Origin of the sequence: Paenibacillus sp. Cedars, from assembly GCF_003184205.1 — a bacterium.
GTDB classification, from domain to species: Bacteria; Bacillota; Bacilli; order Paenibacillales; family Paenibacillaceae; genus Paenibacillus_AQ; species Paenibacillus_AQ glucanolyticus.
This window is the reverse complement of the sequence record NZ_CP020866.1, coordinates 3,217,596-3,236,956: the sequence shown is the minus strand read 5'-3', so window position 1 is coordinate 3,236,956 and position 19,361 is coordinate 3,217,596. Positions and strand designations below refer to the sequence as shown.

Below are 19,361 nucleotides of genomic sequence, written 5' to 3'. Positions count from 1 at the left end.
AAAGATGTTATGTGAAATTCCTGAAAGAACTAAACTCATAGAAATCAGGTGAAATCCATGATTAACCTAATGGACTATAAAGATCGAAAGGAAATAATGAATTTGCTAGCTGAATGTATGTATCCAGATAATAACCGAGTAATTCAAGAATATGAACGATATAAGAATGATAAATCAAGAATATTACTGGGAAGAATGGAAAATCATGAATTAGTCGGACTTATCGGAATTATTTATCAAACAGATTATGAAATTGAATTAAAACATATAGCAATAAAATCTAACAATAGAAGAAAAGGATTAGGAAAGAAATTAATAATGGAATTTATGGAAGAGAATCTTATAAGAAGAATGGAAGCCGAAACCGATAAGAATGCAGTGAACTTTTACAGAAAGATCGGTTTTAACATTACAAGTTTAGGAGAGAAGTATCCTGGAGTAGAACGATTTAAATGCACATTGAATAAGGAATGATTTTGAAAGTATATTCAGGAAGTCAGGAACTTCACATAACACCATGTTCCCACTTCGGTTCCTACGGAACCTTGGTCTGCCCGAGGAATTTCGAAGAAGAGGATTCTGTCAGACACACCTGCACCAACTAACCGCATCGCGGCCGCTCTTCAGGCTTAAGTCGGTGAGGCGTCGGGAACACACAAACGTTAGCCGAAATTCTTGCAAATAAAAGGAGAAATAAAAATGCCTAGTATATTTCTTAGTCATACAAGTATTGACAAGCCATTTGTAGAAAAACTTGCAAGAGATTTAAAAAGAATAGGTGTTAATGTTTGGTTTGATAAGTGGGAAATAAAAATCGGTGATTCTATTACATGGAAAATTGAAGAGGGAATTAGAGAGAACGAATTTCTAGGGATAGTATTATCACCAGAGGCGCTTAATTCAGAGTGGGTTAAGAGTGAGCTAGGGGCTGCATGGGTAAAGCAAATGCAAACAAAAAAAGTTTTTGTCTTGCCGATTTTTTATAGAGAATGTCAGATACCATATTTTTTATCAGATCGCAGATTTGCAGATTTCAGAAGTGATTATGAAAGTGGTTTTAGTGAATTAGCTACTATATTTGGCATTGAAGAAACAGAAGCAATAACACAAGATAACTGGAGAAAGTTTGTAAAAAACAAGAAAGTTAATTGGAAAAAATATAAAATTAAAGAATTTGAACAATTAGTAACAACATTAGTTGATAGAGCGTATGACTACAAGTGGTCTGCGTGGGTTGGTGGTACTGCCAATGAATACTCCATAACTTTTTATTGCTCTATTAAACAGGAGAATGCGTATTTAAGCAAATCTATCTCAATTAAGTTAGTTGGAGAAAGTAATGCTTATATGGTAAGTTTTAAGAATGAATCAAATCCTAATAACATTAAAGTAAGTGATTTCGATACATACATTGGCAACTCGGTTGACGTATGTGATGAGTACGTATGGAGATTTATAGATGACTTTAATTCGGAAAATGGTACTCCAACCGGTAAGCCTTATTATCATACTGAACGATTTTCAAGAGGTAATGAAATCCATGAAGCAGCAAAAGAGATCATTAATAAGTTTAATTGGTACAAAGGAGATAAGTTGTAAGTGGTGCAAAGAAGAAAAGAACATCGGCTAACAAAGTATTCACGCGTTGTTCTAATGCCCTCGGCCCGCAGGAGATTTTGGCAGGGGAGTAGTTTCAGCGGACAAGTCCTGCGAGCCTAAGTCTGACGACCCGTTCCCTCCGGTCACTTAAGGCTCTCGGTTCGTGAATACCCAAACGTTATCCGAAATACTTGAAAAATAAGGAGATTAATACGATATGTATATTGAATTTGAAACATTTGAAAACGGATTAATGAAAATTGAAATTTCACCTCAAGTTAAATTGGTGACATATGGTAGGCTGTTCGAATTCCCAGAGATAAAGCTTGATGAATATACTCCAATATATCACTCTATAAAACTTGTATATCCACTTGATCTTATTGAATTGGAATACTCTTTAACCGAGGAGATTGAGAATCAAATTAAAGCTAAATACTATGTAGAAGATAATCAAATAATAATTGCAAGTTTAAACATTACTGAATTTCCAGATGATTGGAAAGAGGAGATGGAAACATCATGGTTTAATTGGTTAGATGTTCTAGATGGGGATCACGCTATAATTGGTGCAAGGGCAGATCAAATAGTTGATGAAGATGTTTACAATGAACATTTTCATTTTGGAAGTTTATACTATATACAACGGTTAGATGTTCACCCTAATTTTAGAGGGGAAGAGATCGGAATAAAGTTGATTAACCATACATTCAAGTATTTATTAAGAAATGCTCAAGGTATTGTTTTCTTAATTGCTAAGCCAATGCAGTCAAAGCTTTCAGAATCTCAGTTAGACTTTAACAGTTCAAGTGGACTATCAAGATATTACAAACGGTGTGGTTTTAAGAGGGTAACAAAAGAAAGAAGTAAATCTATTTTAATGGAAGTACAAGTAAACAAAATGAAAATTTGAAAGCAAATCGAAGAAGTCAAGTACTTCGTCTAACATAATATTCAAGCTGCGCTCCTGACGGAGCTTGGTCTGCAAGATGTATTTCAGAGATGGATTTCAGCAGACAACCCCTTTGGGGTTCATGAATACAGGAACGTTATGTGAAATAGCATTGAAATACAAATCTTTTAGGGAGATTTTAAAAATGAAAGCAATAGGAACTATAACAACAAAAGCGATCTACTCTGACGCCAATAGATTCTACAGATATTATTTAGAAAAGAGTGCTGTAGATAAAGTTGAAGGACGTCAAAAAACGGCAACAATCATTATGTTGAATCCTAGTTACGCTAATGAATACAAATTAGATCTATCTATAATGAAAGTTTTTAATATGCTTCTTGATAAGGGCTATACAACTTTAAGGGTAGTTAATTTATTTGCTTTTGTTGCTCCAAAGCATTCAGCTCTTGTTAGCACGATAGCTAATACGGGGAGAAGGAATGATAAGTGGATTACAAAAGCATTTAAAAATATCGATCTATTAATAATTGCATGGGGGTCTGATGAGAACAAATATAAAAAAAGAAAATGTGAGGTACATAAAATTATCAAAAACATAAACAAAAAAGAAAAGCCGAAGCAAATTAAATGCTTTATCGATGAACAAAAACGTAAGGGAAGACATCCAAGTAGATTAGGTGAATTGAAACTTGTAGATTACTCATAGAAGTACGCTACATCACATAACATAATATTCTCGCATCGGACATTCGTCCTCGGTCCGGCAGGAGCCGGACACATCCGACTACGTCGGACGTCGTGAATACAGAAACGTTAGATGAAATTCTACTAAGGGCGATGAAATTCTTGAAAAGTAAAAAATTAAAAATAAGTGCTGCTTATTATTATCTTGGACTTGCTATTGGATTAATTAAAAGAGATCAAGTAATCGATTGGGCTGATGATTGTTTAGAAAAATATGAAGTGCCATATGAACTCATTGAATTATCTTTGTCCCAGGAAAAAGGTCTTGATGAAATCCTTTCTTTACTGAAATTAATCTATAACAAATTTGAACTTAGAACACCTTTATTTATAATCCTTTATGAAATTAGGTTGAAGTATCTAAAAAATGAGATTACAAAGGATCAAATGTTTTCATACATATCTAGCTTGTTAATTCAGGGAAGTGCTATTGGAGATGATGAAGAAACACTGAAATTATTAGACATTATAGAAGATCGATATTATTTAGCCTCTCAAGGAATCTATGGTAGTGAAGAAGAAGTAATTGAATCAACACTTGAAGAATTGAGGATTTTCGAAACAGCATATAATGATTTTAGTGAGCTACTCAAGGAAGAGTAGAACTTCATCTAACATTATATCCACGCATTGGAACCTGACGGCGCCTCGGTACGCCCGAAGAGATTGACAGAGAAGTAGAATCAGGCGGGACACATCCGCACCGACTAACTGCATCGCGGCCCTCCCGTAGGTCGCTTAAGTCGGTGGGACGTCGTGGATACGGCAACGTTAGCTGAAATTCGACAAACCGATAAATAGAGATTTTGGAGTTGAACAATTATGGAAAGATTGAGTGGAAAAGAAGTGAATAGTGTGGTCGCTTATATTGGAGTCAGCGGTGGCTACTTAGGAAACTTTTCATACGCCTCTCACGCTGAATTCTATCCTGCATATTGTGGTTTAGATATTGATCCTAATGAATTTAATGGAACAACAAGAGAAAGATTTATAGCAATATTATCTCAAGCAGATCCATTAGTTCAGTCAAAAATTATACAAGGAGTAATCGACAAATATCCTTTAGAACATTTTGAGGATCGGTTTACTGATGGGCATTTAACTGAAGGAGAATTCAAACAAAAACAAAGAATTCATGCAAGCATGTTATCATGGATACCTGATTTAAAGGGCAAAGGATTACTTGCCGTACAAGATTTAACGTATAACTACCAATTTGTACAAGAGACATTAGACCACTGTCAGACATTGATTTCGGAACATGATTGTAGAAGTGCTGTCGATAGGGCGCATACTGCCTTACATGGATATTTAAAAGAAACTTGTAATAATGCAGGGCTTACGATTACTGAAAACAATCCAAAAATACAAGACTATTGGAGTAAATTGAAACAAGAACATCCGAGTATTCTGATAGATAATGCAGAAAGCCATCTTCCTATCAATCAAATTATCAATGCAATTGGGAAGCTTTTAGAAAATTTAAATGGGATAAGAAACAATAGATCATACTCTCACCCTAATGAACAAATCATAGGAGAGCCTGAAGCTAAACTTGTAATAAATTTATTCAGAAGTATTTTGCAGTATATCGATTCTAAAGTATGAATTTTTGAGAGCGATATCAAGAAGTGTCGAACATCAACTAACATAATATTCAAGCAGCAGCTCCTTCGGAGCCTTGGTCTGTGGATGGATTTCGAAGAGGGATTTCAGCAGACAACCCCTTTGGGGTTCGTGAATACAGGAACGTTAGATGAAATCGGCCAAATCAAAAGTTGTTAAAATATTTACTAAACCGCATTTATTAAGATGAATGGAGAGTGAGTACATTGAGTACATATCAAAATAAATTAGTGGCTTTCATCGATATTTTGGGCTTTTCAAATCTAGTTAAAGAAAGTGAAACTAATGATAGTAAAGCACAGATGTTACTAAGTTCCCTTAAAGACATAGAGAGTTTTATTAAGCGGGAAGAAGAACTTTACCAATTTTCAGAAGATGTCGGTAATAATACTGTGTCAAAGCTAAAAGTAAACTATACTCAATTCTCAGACAGCATCATTTTAAGTACAGACATTGTTGTACCAGAAATAGATGGTCTTAAATTTCATAATATCAACAATATAATGAATATGTGTAGTTTACTTTCTTATTTGCAAGCTAGATTTTTAAACGAAGGAGTACTACTGCGAGGTGGTTTAACGTGGGGACCGATATTCCATGAAAAAAATATATGCTTTGGTCCTGCTTTTATTAAAGCTTATCTTTTAGAAAACCAATTAGCTAGCACCCCTAGAATCGTAATAGATCCAAATATCATAAGCTTGACTTTGATACCAACTGAATATGAAGATTATGATCTTTATCCTTACTTGATGGAAAATACCTTTAAAGGAAATATGTTTTTAGAAGATGAATCGGATGGACACTATTTTATAAATTTTATGCTTTTGAAAACTTTCAAAAATAATGCTGAATCGGTGCTTGAACAAATTAATAGAAGTATAAATGGTATGAATGCTCAAGATAAAGAACAGAAGAAGATAATTGAAAAGCGTCAATGGGTCATCAAAGAAATCAATAAATTTTTAGAAAATAGAAATAAGTAGTTACAAAATAAATTCTGAGTATATTCGTAGAAGTACCGACATCATCTAACATAATATTTACGCTGCGGTCCATCCGGCCCTGGGTCCGACATTCGTCGGACACCCGGCATACGCCGGGTCGTGAATACAAGAACGTTATAAGAAATCGGCGAAGGGCATTTAAAATCATTTGAGTTGGTGATTTCAATGAAGGATCCAATCGTTATTGAGCGATACAGCTATAATTGGCCGAATCTATTCAATGAATTACAAACCAAGATCACGACAATGATTGGCTCTGACATACTAAGAATTGATCACCAACTGCAGTAACTGGATTAGCTGCAAAGCCCATCATTGATATTCAAATATCTGTTAAGAATTTAGTGTTCATGGAGAGTGTTGCATCCGGCCTTGCATCATTAGGCTTCCGATATCGTCTGGATAATGATGACTTGTCGGTCCGAACGCTTCTCTGATCCAGGGCGACCTCGTAGCGGCCATACGTCGGCTGAAGGTTCTGCATGAAGGGGAGATTGAAGTTGCCGGGCCGGAGTTGGCGCACAGTCTAACGGAGCTCGGTCTCGTTGATGAGTATCGCCTCTATCTCCATCCAGTCGTGCTGGGTCGCGGCAAGCCGTTCTTCGCCGGTCCGCGGCCGCCGCTGCGCCTTGTGGCAAGCGATCGAATTGGCGAGCAGGTGATCAGGTTGACCTACGTTCCAGCTTAGTTTTATGGTTGACCCAGCGGCCTAAAAAGGAACGATATAAATATAGGGAATTAACTAGGCTGCCATGAATCTGTAAAGGCAGTCTCGTTAAGCTTTAGAGCAGAATTGCTCAATAACCTGATGATATTGATGAAGCGTCCCTAGTGTCTTTTACTTCGTAAGCGCTAACCAATCAAACGGACAATTAAGCAATTTATGAGAAACTTAATAAACTCCAAAATGTTATACTTGGGAATAAAGGGTTTGCATGAAAAGGGGGATAATTACGATGGCTATTACAACCTTGAGGACTTGTAAAAATGGTCACGACTACTATAAAAGCTCTGATTGCCCAACTTGCCCTATATGTGAGGCAGAAAGAGAGATCGAAAGTGATTTTCTCTCCAAGATAGGTGCACCTGCCCGAAGGGCTCTTGAACGGAACGATATTACCTCACTCCAACGCCTGTCAGAGTATGCTGAGTCGGATATCTTGAAGCTACATGGTGTCGGTCCCAGTACGATCCCAAAGCTAAGAATGGCATTAGAGAAGTTTGGTTTATCATTTAAGAAATAGAAATAACATGTCATTCAGATTAGCCATTACTCCAGTTCGATCAATCAGAAATAACCTGTGCCTAAAGAAAAAATCTCTGAATCGTATCACAACTCATTAAGTTAACGGAATACGATAGTTCTATAATAAGACCTGAGAGCCACTCAAGAAAATGGGTGGCTCTCTTTGCCGGAGAGCTGGCTCATAATGCCGGAGACGTGGCTCTCACTCACCGGAATGCTGGCTCAATATGCTCCGGAGTATTCAGCCAAAACTGATTTCATATGGGAAATTATGAAGAAGGCGAAAAAATGGAGCCAAAAAAGCGGATGGAACCCCATTAAAACAAATTTGTAAGTGAATCGGAGAAGCGCCGACATCTTATAACGATGTATTCACGCATCGGGGCCGGCCCCTCGGTCCGCCAGATGGTTTTCGAGGAAGTGGATCAGGCGGACACACCTGCGAGGCTAAGTCCAGTCGGACCCGGTCACTTCGTGACCTTAAGCCACTCGGCGTCGTGAATACGGGAACGTTATCCGAAACCCCCTAAATCTTATAAAACATAAGAAAGAGTATATCTACATAAAACCCATGCAAAGGAAGATGAGAAACATGGATAAAGGGAGAATTATATTTTTGAATGGTATAACAAGTTCAGGTAAAACTTCTATAGTAGAAGCTATGCAATCTTACTCTGAACCATTTTTTTATGTAGTTGCCAATGATCTTTTTGAAAATACGATTGGTGATAAACATCTGCAGACAGACTACTGGAAGTATCTAAGTGAAGTAATAATTATGATGTATCACACTGCAAAATTATTTTCGGATAATGGAAAGAATGTTTTAATCGATGGGATACTTGTTGAAAGGCCTGAGTTAAAGCCACATTATGATAAAGTCAAAGATATTTTTAATGGGTATCCTTTGGAAATAGTTGAGGTGTACTGTCCTTTAGATCTTTGTCGTAAACGAAATATAGAACGTGGTGATAGAAGAGAAGAACAATCAGATGAGCAAAATAAAATAATGTCACAAAACATTCGCTATAGCTGCTCAGTCGATACAAGTTTGAATTCACCAGAAGAATGTGCAGAAATTATTATTACATCATTATTCAAAAAGAACGATAAATAATCGTAAATATTATTGATAGTGAATCAAAGAAGCCGGGGCATCGGATAACAATGTGTTCCAGCTCCCCGGCTGCCGCCGCTCGGTCTACCTGAGGTATTTCGAGGAAGCGGATTCAGGCAGGCACATCGATTCCCCCTAAGATAAGAGCTATCTAAGGGGAATCGACGTCAGGAACACACGAACGTTAGGTGAAATATTCAAATTGCATGATTAAAACAATATTAATGGATTGAAGGGGAATAACGTGAATATTATTCAAACCCAAAATCATGAATTAATTAGTGAACTTAACCGAGAAGTGCAGGATATTCACGCTCAAATGTATCCGAACCATTTTAAAGAATATGATCAGGTGACTATAAGTGCGTTTTTTAAATCAATTATGACCAAGCCTAATTTTCAATTTTATGTTATTGAAGAGCAAGAACAAAAACTAGGTTACATATGGATTGAAATAAGGGAATATCAAGAAAACCCCTTTCGAAAATCATATAAAGCAGTATACATACATCAATTGACTATCATTAAAGCGTATCGAAATAAAGGACTTGGGAAGAAGCTACTAAACAAAGTTTACGAGATTGCAGTTCAAAACAAGATCAATAAAATAGAAGTAGACTACTGGGCAAAAAATGAAGTTGCAAGGAACTTTTATAATAAGAATGAATATGTGGCATACAGAGAATTTAGATATAAAGATTTATAAAGCAGGAATTGTTTTGAGAGTAAATCGAAGGAGCCGAATACATCACCTAACATAATATTCACGCTGCGGGCATACGCCCTGGGTCCGGCGTTCGCCGGACACCCAACATTCGTTGGGTCGTGAATACGGGAACGTTAGGTGAAATCCCCCAAGAGCTTAAAAACATTTATAGTTAGGAGATTCTATGAAGCGAACAATTATGATTAGCGATATTCATGGATGTATCGATCAATTAAATCAGATGTTGCATCTTATCAAATATAATTCGATAGATGATCAGTTGTTTTTGCTTGGTGATTATGTAGATAGAGGGCCTAATAGTAAAGCAGTAGTTGATAAAGTAATCGAATTAGTAAGTATGCATAATGCCATTGCTTTACGAGGCAATCATGACCAACGATTGGTTGATTTTATAAATAATGATAGCGCATTGATTAGATCTAAATTTATTGAACATGGGGGAATACAAACTCTCCAAAGTTATTGTGATATTAATAACATTAATGACGAAATCTCTAATGAGATATTGAGCCAGGCGAAGGATACAATTAAGACTTTTTTTGGTCACCACATAGACTTTTTAAGTGAATTACCTTTATATCACGAAGATCATGATCACATTTATGTTCATGCGGGATTGAATCCCAATTTTATAGATTGGAAGAACCAGCCAGAACATGATTTTATGTATATTAAGGATGAATTCATTCAACACACTTTTGAGGATCTAAACAAAAGAGTTGTTTTTGGACATACAAGAACTATTGATATCCATGGCACATCAGATATTTGGTTTAGTAAAGACAAGATAGGAATTGATGGCGGATGTGCATATGGAATGCAGTTGAATTGTTTAATTTTTCAAGAAGGATTGTATATAACGGAACAGATAAAGAACTGTTGAAAGTTAATTCAGGAAGTGGGGGACATCACCTAACATCATATCCACGCATCGGAGCCGGACGGCTCCTCGGTCCGCGAGAAGCGATTGGCAGGGAAACAGATTCAGCGGACACATCCGCACCGACTAACCGCATCGCGGCCGCTCCCGTAGGTCGCTTAAGTCGATGGGACGTCGTGGATACAGGAACGTTATATGTCATTGGGGCAAGAGATTGTAAAGAGTTATAAAAAAACTATTAAAACCAATATCAAACTCAAAAAATCATTTGGAATCTCCGACTACCAAGATGAATACCCAGCGAATTAATTGAGATCTCAACTATCAAGACGAATACTCAGCGAATCAATGAAGTTCTCCGATTATAAAAACATATACGTAAAAACAATAAAAGGACCTATTTGAAAGTATTACAAAGAAGGCCCTAATAACATATAACACAATGTTCACGCATCGTGGCATCCGCCTCTCGGGATCGGCATTTTTGGAAGAATCCAACTAAATAGGCAACGCTCCACCCCCATCCACCTAACCGCAGTCGCAGCCGGTCGCTCTCGTTTTGATCGCACGAGCCAGCAGCTTAAGGTGAATGAACGTCGTGAACACATACCGTTATGTGAAATTTCGAATTCTAGTCCATGTTAAGAGGTGATAGTTGTGGTAAATATAGAATTAGACTATTTTGCTATAGAATGTGCAAATGGGCACCTAAATGAATGTATAAATGATGTATGCAAGGAATGCGGTATACCGATTGAGGATCAACGACAATCTGTTGACCCGTATGTAGAATCTCGTAAATTGTTATTGGAGAATGTATTATCAGGCATTGAAAATAGAGAATCGGAATATAAAAAGTTAAAAAAAGATATTAGAAAAGGTATAAGAACTAAGAATTGCTATGAGAATGAAATGGAAAAAGTTTCGGAGTATATTAGTATATTAAGTAATGAATTAAGCTTTGACATTTTCTACTCCATAAATATGACTCAAGAGGGGATTAAGTTAGTTGAAACTGTTGAAATTATTAATGAAATAAACTCATTCATGATTAAATTATATGATCTATTATGTGAAGTCACTTTATTTGAACCTACTAAAGTATTTAGAAATATTCACAAGAGGCTTCTACTTACGGTTATTGCTTACAAGGAGTCTGTTGTAGAACTAATCATGGCAACTATTGCTATGAACGTAGACGATGCTATGAAATTGAAAGATAATTCACAAGCAAAGTTGGATAATTCAGCGCAAGAAGTAAAAATACTTGGAAGTATATTTGGTGCTCATAATATCGAAAATTTAACTGATTTGTTTCAGAATGGCGAATTGAACCACTCAGCTATATTAGGAATGGTATGGCAAACATCCAATGAAGGAACGATTGAAGAGAGAATTAGTGATGTGTGCGAGCAAACAAGTTACTATTTTCGATCAATTTTATCTAGAGATAAAGAACACTATTCAAATGATGATCTATTAAAACTGTCTACCTACAAGTATGTTGGTACTATAGCATTTGATGATGAAAGTTTCTTTAGAAAGGTAAGTATTGCATACAAAACTTATGAGAAAGCTTTCGAAAAGGATAATAGCTTAGTTTGTGGGTTTCTTAGCCGATATACTGAAAAATATAAGTATATGTACAAAAAATTAAGTGACCTTTCAATAGCATTTGGATTTGTTTTTGGTAATAATCCTTCTGATCATGTTCTTATGACAAACGGACTGAAATGGTATAAAGATCTATGTGAGGGAATATATCGTGATTCCATGATGTTTCTATTATTGGCAAATTACATAGAAAGAAACAAGAGTTTAGATATCGATGAATTAATTGAATGGACCGGATTTGGTGATATTTGTGGTCAGTTTGCATCGCTAACAAAGTTCAAGCTTAATCACTTTGTTGAAGGTGTAGATAGTATCATACGTCATTCCGAAGCTCATGTAGATTATGATATAGATATCGACAATCAAATGGTAATACTAAGGAACAGACAAAAGAAAACTAAAACTATCTCCACAAAAGAGTATAGATTTGATGATTTCTTCGACCAAATGAATCTACTATCTGAGACAGTGTTTTCATCGATTGCAGCGTTTACGGTATTCCTAATTAACAACAAGTATCAAATTGATAATGTAGACTCTTATTTTGAAGAAGATGAAGTGACAAACAAATTACTTGGAGTATATGCTGCGTTGAGTTTATTTGGTATTTTAATAGATCAAGAGAATGAGAATGACAGCGCAATGGAGTTATCTGGTGTGTATATTGGAGAAGTTGAACAGTTCTCATTCGAGTCGATTCGAGCGATTTTTGCACCATTAGTTCAGGAAAAACCTCATTTAACCGATGTTAAACTTGAATTGAGTGATCATAAAGGAGAAAAGTTTGGTCATATTGAAGTTAGAACAGACTATATAATAAAATCATTAAATGAAAACGGAATCAAAAAAGATTGTTGGGTTTTAATGTATATGCTCACTACCAAAATTGAAAGCATATATGAGTCTGATGAAGTAGAGAATAAGAACGATAATAGATTCATATCAGGTATTCTTCAGCTCATATTTCCTATTTTAAAAGAAATTGATAATGAGAAAAAAAGAATTATTCGAACTGGAAAAGTTAATACTATTGGATTTGGTTGGATAATTGATCAAGTAAAGTATGTTGAAATGATTGCAGGAGAATACTTAGAGCATTCGATTGAGCCTAGGTTAATTCGCCATGTAAGTCAAATTTTCAAAAATATTAATGCTACAATAAATGTAATTATAGAGTACAATTCTAACCCCAGTATTAACTTAGATCTAGAATTCAAGAAAATATCAAAAGAAATGATGAATGTAGCACATTGCTTTGAATACTTATCAGGAAAAATTAGTGGAAAGGAACTTTTCATTAATTATTCAGAAGAAGGTAAGAAATTGTACAAGAACGTTACAGTTAATTCACCTTGCCCATGTGGAAGTGGGAAAAAATACAAGAAGTGTTGTAAGAAATATATACTAACGAATTAGAAGATCACATAACACGACAGTTTCCTACATTACTTCCGATGACACAGTCCTTGTGAAGCAAGGACGTGGCCGCTTTTTCCCCTAAGGCGTTAACAGGAAGGAGTGTCGGAAACTGCGGGCAAGAGATTGTAAAGAGCTATTAAAGACGTATTAAAACTAGTATTAACAAAATCAACAATTCATTGAAAGCAGTTAATCAATAGAGAACCTCTGACTATTAAGACGAATACGCAGCGAATCAATGAAGACCTCCGACTATCAAGACATATACAAAAAAAACAAACATGTTATTGAATGTAATTCAGGGAAGGCCCCAACAACATATAACAATGTATTCACGCATCGGGTCGGCATACGCCGCCCCGCGGTCCGCCAGATGTAATGAAGCCTAATCGATTGAAGTAAATTCAGCAGCAGGGAAGCAGAATCAGCGGACACATCCGCACCACCCAACCGCATCGCGGCCAGTCACTTCGTTCCTTTAGGGTGGTGGGACGTCGTGAATACGGAAACGTTATAGGAAATCTGTGCGAATATTAATCAAAACCACAAAGGGGATTTTTCAATGGATAATTTAGAAAAAAGTATAAAAATGATTTGTAGAACTTGTGGTAACGACCAATTCTCAATACTTGATGAAGACATTCATGACTTAAAGAATGCTCCTGATGAGACAAAAATAAAATGTTCAGATTGTGGGCTAGTTACTACAAAAGCAGAATTAATTGAAGATAATAGTCATATCATCGATTCAAATATGGAAGACTTAAAGAAAGAAGCTATAAAGAAATTAGAGAAAGACTTAAAAAAACTTTTTAAGTGAGGCGAACAATGACTACAACTGAATTATGGACACTATTTAAAGAAGTCTTTGCAGATCTTGTGAAATATGGATTTCCAACACTAGCTATTATTTTATCTTTGCTATCATTTAAAGATTCTAGGAAAGCCAACAAAGTTCGTGACAGACTTAATGAACTAGAAGAAAAACTTAAGCAGTATGCTTTAGAGGATAAAGAAAAGGCTCGTTTGGATGAAAAAAAGGCATTAGTTGAAGCGCGTATAATCAATATATCTAATAACAAATACAAATTAAAAGTTTGGAATTCGGGTAAAGCTACAGCTTACAATGTTAATTTAGATATACCACCTGAATTTAATGGAATAGTATGGACAGACAAGGTCCCTTATGAGTTTTTAGATGCAGGAAAGAGTTTTGAGGAGCATATTATAGTGCATGGTGGTACTCCAAGAAAATTTACAATTAACACTACATGGGAAGATAATCAAGGAACTCACCATACGAAGGAACAGATTCTAACAATATAGTTAATTCCCAAGTATTTCAATGAAGGCTCTGACATCCTATAACAATATATTAACGCTGCGGGCTTTCACCCTTGGTCGTCCGATGTATGTGCAGTAGGAGATGGAAACAAACAAATCTTTCCGATGCAGAGCCTTTCTTTACAAAGAATGATTAGCGTTGAGACTCATGAAATGATTAATATTAGAGAGGGTGGATCTGTGAACGTAGACCATTTAATCCCGTTTTCTCTAGATCATAATGGAAATGCATGGTGTTTCATTGTGAATCAGATGATAAATGAAGAATACATAGTTGCTTATTTCGATAGCCACAACCCCAAATTGTATGGAATCATGGATAATTTCAATGAGTGGTTAAAGGTTTTGATAAACAATAGAGAGGAAGTTATTAGAACCATATATGACGATAATGTGATTTCTATGGAACTAGGGTTGGGATAAATACTAGTTTTAGTTGGAATATTTCAGAGCACCATCACATAACACTAGATTTACGCATTGTCGCTAACGCTTCTCGGTTCGGGTAAGATGAATCGAAGAAGTGTGCCGGACACATCTGCACTCCCTAACAGCGTCGCGGCCAGGCCTACGGCCTTTAAGGGAGTGAGACGTCGTAAATCTCTGAACGTTATGTGAAATACCCTTAAATAAGAAAGGAAAACGATTATGATATCTTTGTTAATTAACTTAACTTGATCAACAGTATTTTGAATTGCTTAAAGCGATTATTCCAAACTCTTCTGCGAGGGGCTTTATGGTACTAACTAATTTTCCTGTGATCGGACAATTTCGATAGCGAATAAAGAATGCTGCCATAAAATAATAACATTACTTCGTTTTGATTTACATTTTTTGGAATTATCATTAATCTAACATCTGGGAAATAGTATATTAAAACAGCTGCACTTATTTTGAAAGAAAAAAAGGGGCGAAGAAACCTCATGACAAATAGAATACTCATAATAGATGATGATGTGGAATTGTGCTCATTAGTAAAAAAATGCGTATCACAAGTAAACCTAGAAACCGATATGGCATATAACGGGCAAACAGGATTACTTCAAGTCATGAATGAAAACGACTCATATTCCCTAATTATTTTAGATGTGATGTTACCTAATATGGACGGTTTTCAAGTATTATCTGAAATAAGAAAATATAGTAATGTCCCCGTACTTATGCTGACGGCTAAAGGAAGTGAGCCTGATAAGGTAACAGGTCTTAGTCTTGGAGCAGATGACTATTTAACAAAGCCGTTCAGTATCAATGAACTCATTGCTAGAGTGCAATCTTTGATTAGAAGATATACTACTTTTAATTCCAGGGATTCTGTAAGCATTCTTATCTTTAAAGGAATTGTTATCGACAAAGAAATAAGAACTGTTCATGTTGAGGACAAGCTAATTGATTTAACAGGAAAGGAATTTGATTTATTAGTATTTTTAGCTTCGAATAAGGGGCGTGTGTTTACGAAGAAACAAATCTATACACAAGTTTGGAACGATGATTATTCTTTTGACGACAATAATATTATGTCCTTTATAAGTAAGTTGAGGAAGAAAATAGAACCCAATTCAGAACAGCCATTTTATATTTTAACGGTACACGGAGTAGGTTATCGTTTTAATAAGGAGGCTTAATTATGGAATGGATCTATATTCTACTTATGGCTCTAGCTTCTTCTCTTATGGTTATCATTTATTTGGTAACAAAACTGTATAAGGTTTCTGAACAACTTTCAATTATTGAAGATTCTTTAGTGGATATAAAAAAAGGGAATTGGAATCGTCGTGTTTTGGTAAATGAAAATGATATCACTAAAACAATTTGTTATTCCATAAATGATATAGCAATGAAAAGTCAAACTCAACTCATACAGTTAAAGCAATCCGAACAAGCTTATAAGCGACTTATGACGAGTTTATCCCATGATGTGAGAACACCTTTAACTTCTTTAGTTGGCTATTTAGAAGCAGTTCAAAAGAAGTTTGTTACAGGAAAAGAAAAAGAAGAATATCTTGAGATTGCTTTAAATAAAGCACATCATTTGAAGGGTTTTGTTGAAGTTTTATTTGATTGGGTCAAGCTTGACGCAAAAGAGCAAGTGTTTAAACTTGAAGAACAGGATATAAACGAATTTACTCGTGATATATTGGTGAATTGGATACCAACCTTTGAGGAAGAGCATTTTGAATATAAAATTGATATTTCTGACAAAGAATGCTTTATCCGATTAGATCCAAATGCTTATATAAGAATTGTTAATAATTTAATTCAAAATGTTATTGCACATAGTGAGGGAACTAGAATTGATCTACAAATAAGTGAAAATGAACAAAACGTTATGGTTCAGGTTAGTGATAATGGAAAAGGGATTTCTCCTAATGACCTGCCGCATATATTTGATAGACTGTATCAAAGTGATGAATCACGTTCGACTAACGGAAATGGTTTAGGGCTTGCTATTGCTAGAGAACTTGTTCATCTGCATAAAGGAACAATCCATGCTCAAAATTCATTATATGGTGGTACAGCATTCATAGTAAAACTTCCGAAAGTTCTTTAATTTTTAAGAGCTTTTTTTATTAGCAAGAAACAAACAAGATTTCGGCAAGATTATGGCAAGATTTGTTTGATAAACTTTAAATAAAGGAGGCATTCATATGACAAAGTATACGATAGAAACTAAACAACTTACTAAAATCTATAAGGATCAGAAAGCTGTAAATAATGTAAATATCCATGTGAAAAAAGGACGTATTTACGGTTTGCTCGGTCGTAATGGCGCCGGTAAAACGACAATTATGAAAATGATTTTAGGGTTAACGTCTACCTCTTCTGGTGAGGTAGACGTATTTGGTAATAACATTAAAGGAAGAGAAAAGCAGGTATATCCCAGAATTGGAGCGATTATTGAAACGCCCGGATTCTATCCAAACTTAACTGGAACAGAAAATTTAAATATTTTTGCAAAACTGCGTGGTACATCTGCTCCTAACGCTGTGAAGAACGCATTGGAAGTTGTAGGATTACCGTATAAGGATAAGAAGCTGTTCGGTGAGTATTCTCTCGGTATGAAACAACGTCTGGGTATTGCTAATGCTATTTTGCATGACCCAGAACTCCTGATTTTAGATGAACCTACAAACGGTCTGGACCCTATAGGTATAGCAGAAGTCAGGGATTTTATTAAGAAATTGAGCGTTGAACGTGGGAAAACAATTCTTATTTCCAGCCATATTCTTACTGAAATTTCATTGCTTGCGGATGATATTGGAATAATCGACAATGGTATTCTGTTAGAAGAAAATAGTATGGAGGAACTTAAACGAAAAAATGGTAAGTACATTCTACTTCAAGTTTCTGATGCTGCTAAAGCCAGCTTGATCTTGGAACGTCAATTCGGTTTGAAAAGTTATTCTGTGAAAGACGATCATACGTTGCAAATCTATAATAATTCTCTGGATATGGCTTCTGTTAATAAGGCACTTATATTGGGAGATGTGTCGGTTATTAGTTCTCAGCTTTGTAATGATACTTTAGAGGACTATTTTAGGAAAATTACGGGAGGAGATGGCATTGCTTAAACTTATTCAAATAGAATTTCTTAAGTTACGACGCAGAACATTTGTGTGGATTATGATGTTTTCAGCTCTCATCATGCCATTCCTTGCGTACTTATTATTTAAATATGCGTGGGATACAGGCGGTGACCCTGTACAGTTTTATAAATGGTCAGCGTTCGGACTTACACTTTTTATTGTCTTACCTGTTGTTTTAGGAATATTAAGCACAATGCTAATGTACAATGAAAATCAATACGATATGCTTAAACAACTTTGGATTGTGCCTGTCAGCAAAATGAGATATTTCTTTAGTAAATTTTTTGTGGTTTTGATTTATTCTGTTTGCTTCATGTTAGTCGCAGCTGTAGGTTCCGTTATATTTAGTATATTTCTCGGAGATATCGCATTTGATTGGCAAAACGTTTTGTTTTTGATAAGAAAGTGTTTGGAGATTGGTGTTATTACAGCTTTTGCAATGCTGCCGATTTTGGCAATTGCTACAACGCAAAACGGATATATTCTTCCAGTTGCTATAACACTAATTTATGCTTTTCTTGGTTCTATTATAGTGTCGATAAATATGTATATACATCCTTTATCCAGCATGGCAGTAATCGTTGCTCGAAACGGAGATATTCCAGGACTGAACAATACACAGGTAATTAGCATACCTTTGGCTTTTCTTAGCATTTTTATCTGGGGGATTGTATCCGTACTTCTTGCAAACGTTGCATTAGCAAGAAGAAAGTGAGGTGTTAATCATGCGAACGTTACTTTGGGCGGAACATCAAAAGATTCGCCGGTTAAGTTTTGTTTGGATTGCAATTTTTGCGACGGTTATGGTAGCAGTTATTGTTTTTTTATCCGGGTTAACAGACAATGACGGTATTCGAGATATAGATACTATAGGTTGGTATATGGCTGTTGCTCAACCACTGGCAACATTTTTCGTTCTTCCAGCGGTTATTGCTCTCTTAGGTAGTTACATGATTTGTCGTGAAGAACAGGAGAATACAATCGATTCACTTCGACTTATCCCCGTGAATGAAGCAAAGTTGACAATTGCAAAAATGATTATAACCCTTGTATATAGTATTCTTTTTTACTTATTGCTCTTTGCTATAACATTTTTCACTGAAGCAGCTTTACATTTTTCTGATTTATCCATAGGGATGGTCATGAATTTTTTGAAAGCTTATTTTTTGGATGGTATATGTATATTTCTAGCAATATCACCTATTATTGCTTTGATATCATACATGAAAAAGGGATATTGGATTGCGTTAGTTATCACTGAATTTTATTCTTTTATTGGATTATTTACAAGTACGTCAAATACCCTAAAAGCTTTATATCCTATTACAGCTGTATTTACCATATCTGGCTACTATGAAGCATCGACTTTTCAGGTTATGCTTAGTTGCATTAGTTTACTATTTTGCGTAGGACTTGCCGCAGTAACACTTGCAGGCATGAACAAATGCAAATGAAATAGGGCATCTATCTGCCAAACCTCCAAAAAATTCTTTCCGACGATATGAGAAGTGAAGGTTATAAGAATGCTTGTTTAAGAG

22 protein-coding genes are annotated in these 19,361 nt (G+C 35.5%); all 22 read left to right on the top strand.

Annotated features, from left to right (window positions below):
- Window positions 1-57 precede the first annotated feature (57 nt).
- The 22 genes from B9D94_RS16435 to B9D94_RS16335 all read left to right on the top strand — a co-directional run bounded on the left by B9D94_RS16435 (window position 58) and on the right by B9D94_RS16335 (window position 19,277).
- Window positions 58-474 (top strand): GNAT family N-acetyltransferase, encoded by a 417-nt coding sequence (locus B9D94_RS16435; RefSeq protein WP_063479326.1) that lies wholly within the window; start codon window positions 58-60, stop codon window positions 472-474.
- Between the two features lie 225 nt (window positions 475-699).
- Window positions 700-1,599: a toll/interleukin-1 receptor domain-containing protein gene (locus tag B9D94_RS16430; protein ID WP_148247521.1), complete on the top strand. Its 900-nt coding sequence runs from the start codon at window positions 700-702 to the stop codon at window positions 1,597-1,599.
- A 217-nt stretch (window positions 1,600-1,816) separates the two neighbouring features.
- Window positions 1,817-2,512 (top strand): GNAT family N-acetyltransferase, encoded by a 696-nt coding sequence (locus B9D94_RS16425; protein WP_148247520.1) that lies wholly within the window; start codon window positions 1,817-1,819, stop codon window positions 2,510-2,512.
- A 184-nt stretch (window positions 2,513-2,696) separates the two neighbouring features.
- Entirely contained in the window at window positions 2,697-3,221 is a 525-nt protein-coding gene (locus B9D94_RS16420; protein WP_172963958.1) for a DUF1643 domain-containing protein, read from the top strand.
- A gap of 140 nt (window positions 3,222-3,361) precedes the next feature.
- The gene (locus B9D94_RS16415; protein WP_172963957.1) at window positions 3,362-3,862 is read left to right on the top strand and encodes a hypothetical protein; all 501 of its coding nucleotides are present in this window, start codon (window positions 3,362-3,364) and stop codon (window positions 3,860-3,862) included.
- Between the two features lie 219 nt (window positions 3,863-4,081).
- Window positions 4,082-4,867, top strand: coding sequence for an abortive infection family protein (locus B9D94_RS16410; protein ID WP_148247517.1), 786 nt, complete (start codon window positions 4,082-4,084; stop codon window positions 4,865-4,867).
- A gap of 224 nt (window positions 4,868-5,091) precedes the next feature.
- Window positions 5,092-5,871, top strand: a complete 780-nt coding sequence (locus tag B9D94_RS16405) for a hypothetical protein (RefSeq protein ID WP_148247516.1) — start codon at window positions 5,092-5,094, stop codon at window positions 5,869-5,871.
- Between the two features lie 332 nt (window positions 5,872-6,203).
- Window positions 6,204-6,329 carry a GrpB family protein gene (locus tag B9D94_RS31920; protein ID WP_081742828.1) on the top strand — a complete coding sequence of 42 codons (126 nt, stop codon included), beginning with the start codon at window positions 6,204-6,206 and terminating at the stop codon, window positions 6,327-6,329.
- Window positions 6,326-6,580: a dihydrofolate reductase family protein gene (locus B9D94_RS16395; RefSeq protein WP_307719602.1), complete on the top strand. Its 255-nt coding sequence runs from the start codon at window positions 6,326-6,328 to the stop codon at window positions 6,578-6,580. Before B9D94_RS31920 ends, B9D94_RS16395 begins: the two co-directional genes overlap by 4 nt.
- Before the next feature lie 274 nt (window positions 6,581-6,854).
- Window positions 6,855-7,136 (top strand): RNA polymerase alpha subunit C-terminal domain-containing protein, encoded by a 282-nt coding sequence (locus B9D94_RS16390; RefSeq protein ID WP_036642829.1) that lies wholly within the window; start codon window positions 6,855-6,857, stop codon window positions 7,134-7,136.
- A gap of 594 nt (window positions 7,137-7,730) precedes the next feature.
- Entirely contained in the window at window positions 7,731-8,255 is a 525-nt protein-coding gene (locus B9D94_RS16385; RefSeq protein ID WP_006209851.1) for a phosphotransferase-like protein, read from the top strand.
- Between the two features lie 244 nt (window positions 8,256-8,499).
- On the top strand, window positions 8,500-8,961 hold the full coding sequence (locus tag B9D94_RS16380) for a GNAT family N-acetyltransferase (protein WP_006209839.1): 462 nt from the start codon (window positions 8,500-8,502) through the stop codon (window positions 8,959-8,961).
- A 184-nt stretch (window positions 8,962-9,145) separates the two neighbouring features.
- The gene (locus B9D94_RS16375) at window positions 9,146-9,865 is read left to right on the top strand and encodes a metallophosphoesterase family protein (RefSeq protein ID WP_148247515.1); all 720 of its coding nucleotides are present in this window, start codon (window positions 9,146-9,148) and stop codon (window positions 9,863-9,865) included.
- Window positions 9,866-10,519: 654 nt separating this feature from the next.
- Window positions 10,520-12,892: an SEC-C metal-binding domain-containing protein gene (locus tag B9D94_RS16370; protein WP_148247514.1), complete on the top strand. Its 2,373-nt coding sequence runs from the start codon at window positions 10,520-10,522 to the stop codon at window positions 12,890-12,892.
- A gap of 565 nt (window positions 12,893-13,457) precedes the next feature.
- A complete protein-coding gene (locus B9D94_RS16365) occupies window positions 13,458-13,715 on the top strand; it encodes an ECs_2282 family putative zinc-binding protein (RefSeq protein ID WP_053492220.1) in 258 nt (85 codons plus the stop codon).
- 8 nt (window positions 13,716-13,723) lie between these two features.
- Window positions 13,724-14,221: a DUF8453 domain-containing protein gene (locus B9D94_RS16360; RefSeq protein WP_148247513.1), complete on the top strand. Its 498-nt coding sequence runs from the start codon at window positions 13,724-13,726 to the stop codon at window positions 14,219-14,221.
- 123 nt (window positions 14,222-14,344) lie between these two features.
- Window positions 14,345-14,662, top strand: a complete 318-nt coding sequence (locus tag B9D94_RS31915) for an SMI1/KNR4 family protein (protein WP_367613776.1) — start codon at window positions 14,345-14,347, stop codon at window positions 14,660-14,662.
- A 500-nt stretch (window positions 14,663-15,162) separates the two neighbouring features.
- A complete protein-coding gene (locus tag B9D94_RS16355) occupies window positions 15,163-15,861 on the top strand; it encodes a response regulator transcription factor (RefSeq protein ID WP_006209863.1) in 699 nt (232 codons plus the stop codon).
- 2 nt (window positions 15,862-15,863) lie between these two features.
- A complete protein-coding gene (locus B9D94_RS16350; protein ID WP_006209864.1) occupies window positions 15,864-16,787 on the top strand; it encodes a sensor histidine kinase in 924 nt (307 codons plus the stop codon).
- Between the two features lie 97 nt (window positions 16,788-16,884).
- Window positions 16,885-17,808, top strand: a complete 924-nt coding sequence (locus B9D94_RS16345) for an ABC transporter ATP-binding protein (RefSeq protein WP_006209865.1) — start codon at window positions 16,885-16,887, stop codon at window positions 17,806-17,808.
- On the top strand, window positions 17,801-18,538 hold the full coding sequence (locus B9D94_RS16340) for an ABC transporter permease (protein ID WP_148247512.1): 738 nt from the start codon (window positions 17,801-17,803) through the stop codon (window positions 18,536-18,538). The genes B9D94_RS16345 and B9D94_RS16340 overlap by 8 nt, the downstream gene beginning before the upstream one ends.
- 10 nt (window positions 18,539-18,548) lie before the next feature.
- On the top strand, window positions 18,549-19,277 hold the full coding sequence (locus tag B9D94_RS16335) for an ABC transporter permease (protein ID WP_148247511.1): 729 nt from the start codon (window positions 18,549-18,551) through the stop codon (window positions 19,275-19,277).
- Window positions 19,278-19,361 lie beyond the last annotated feature (84 nt).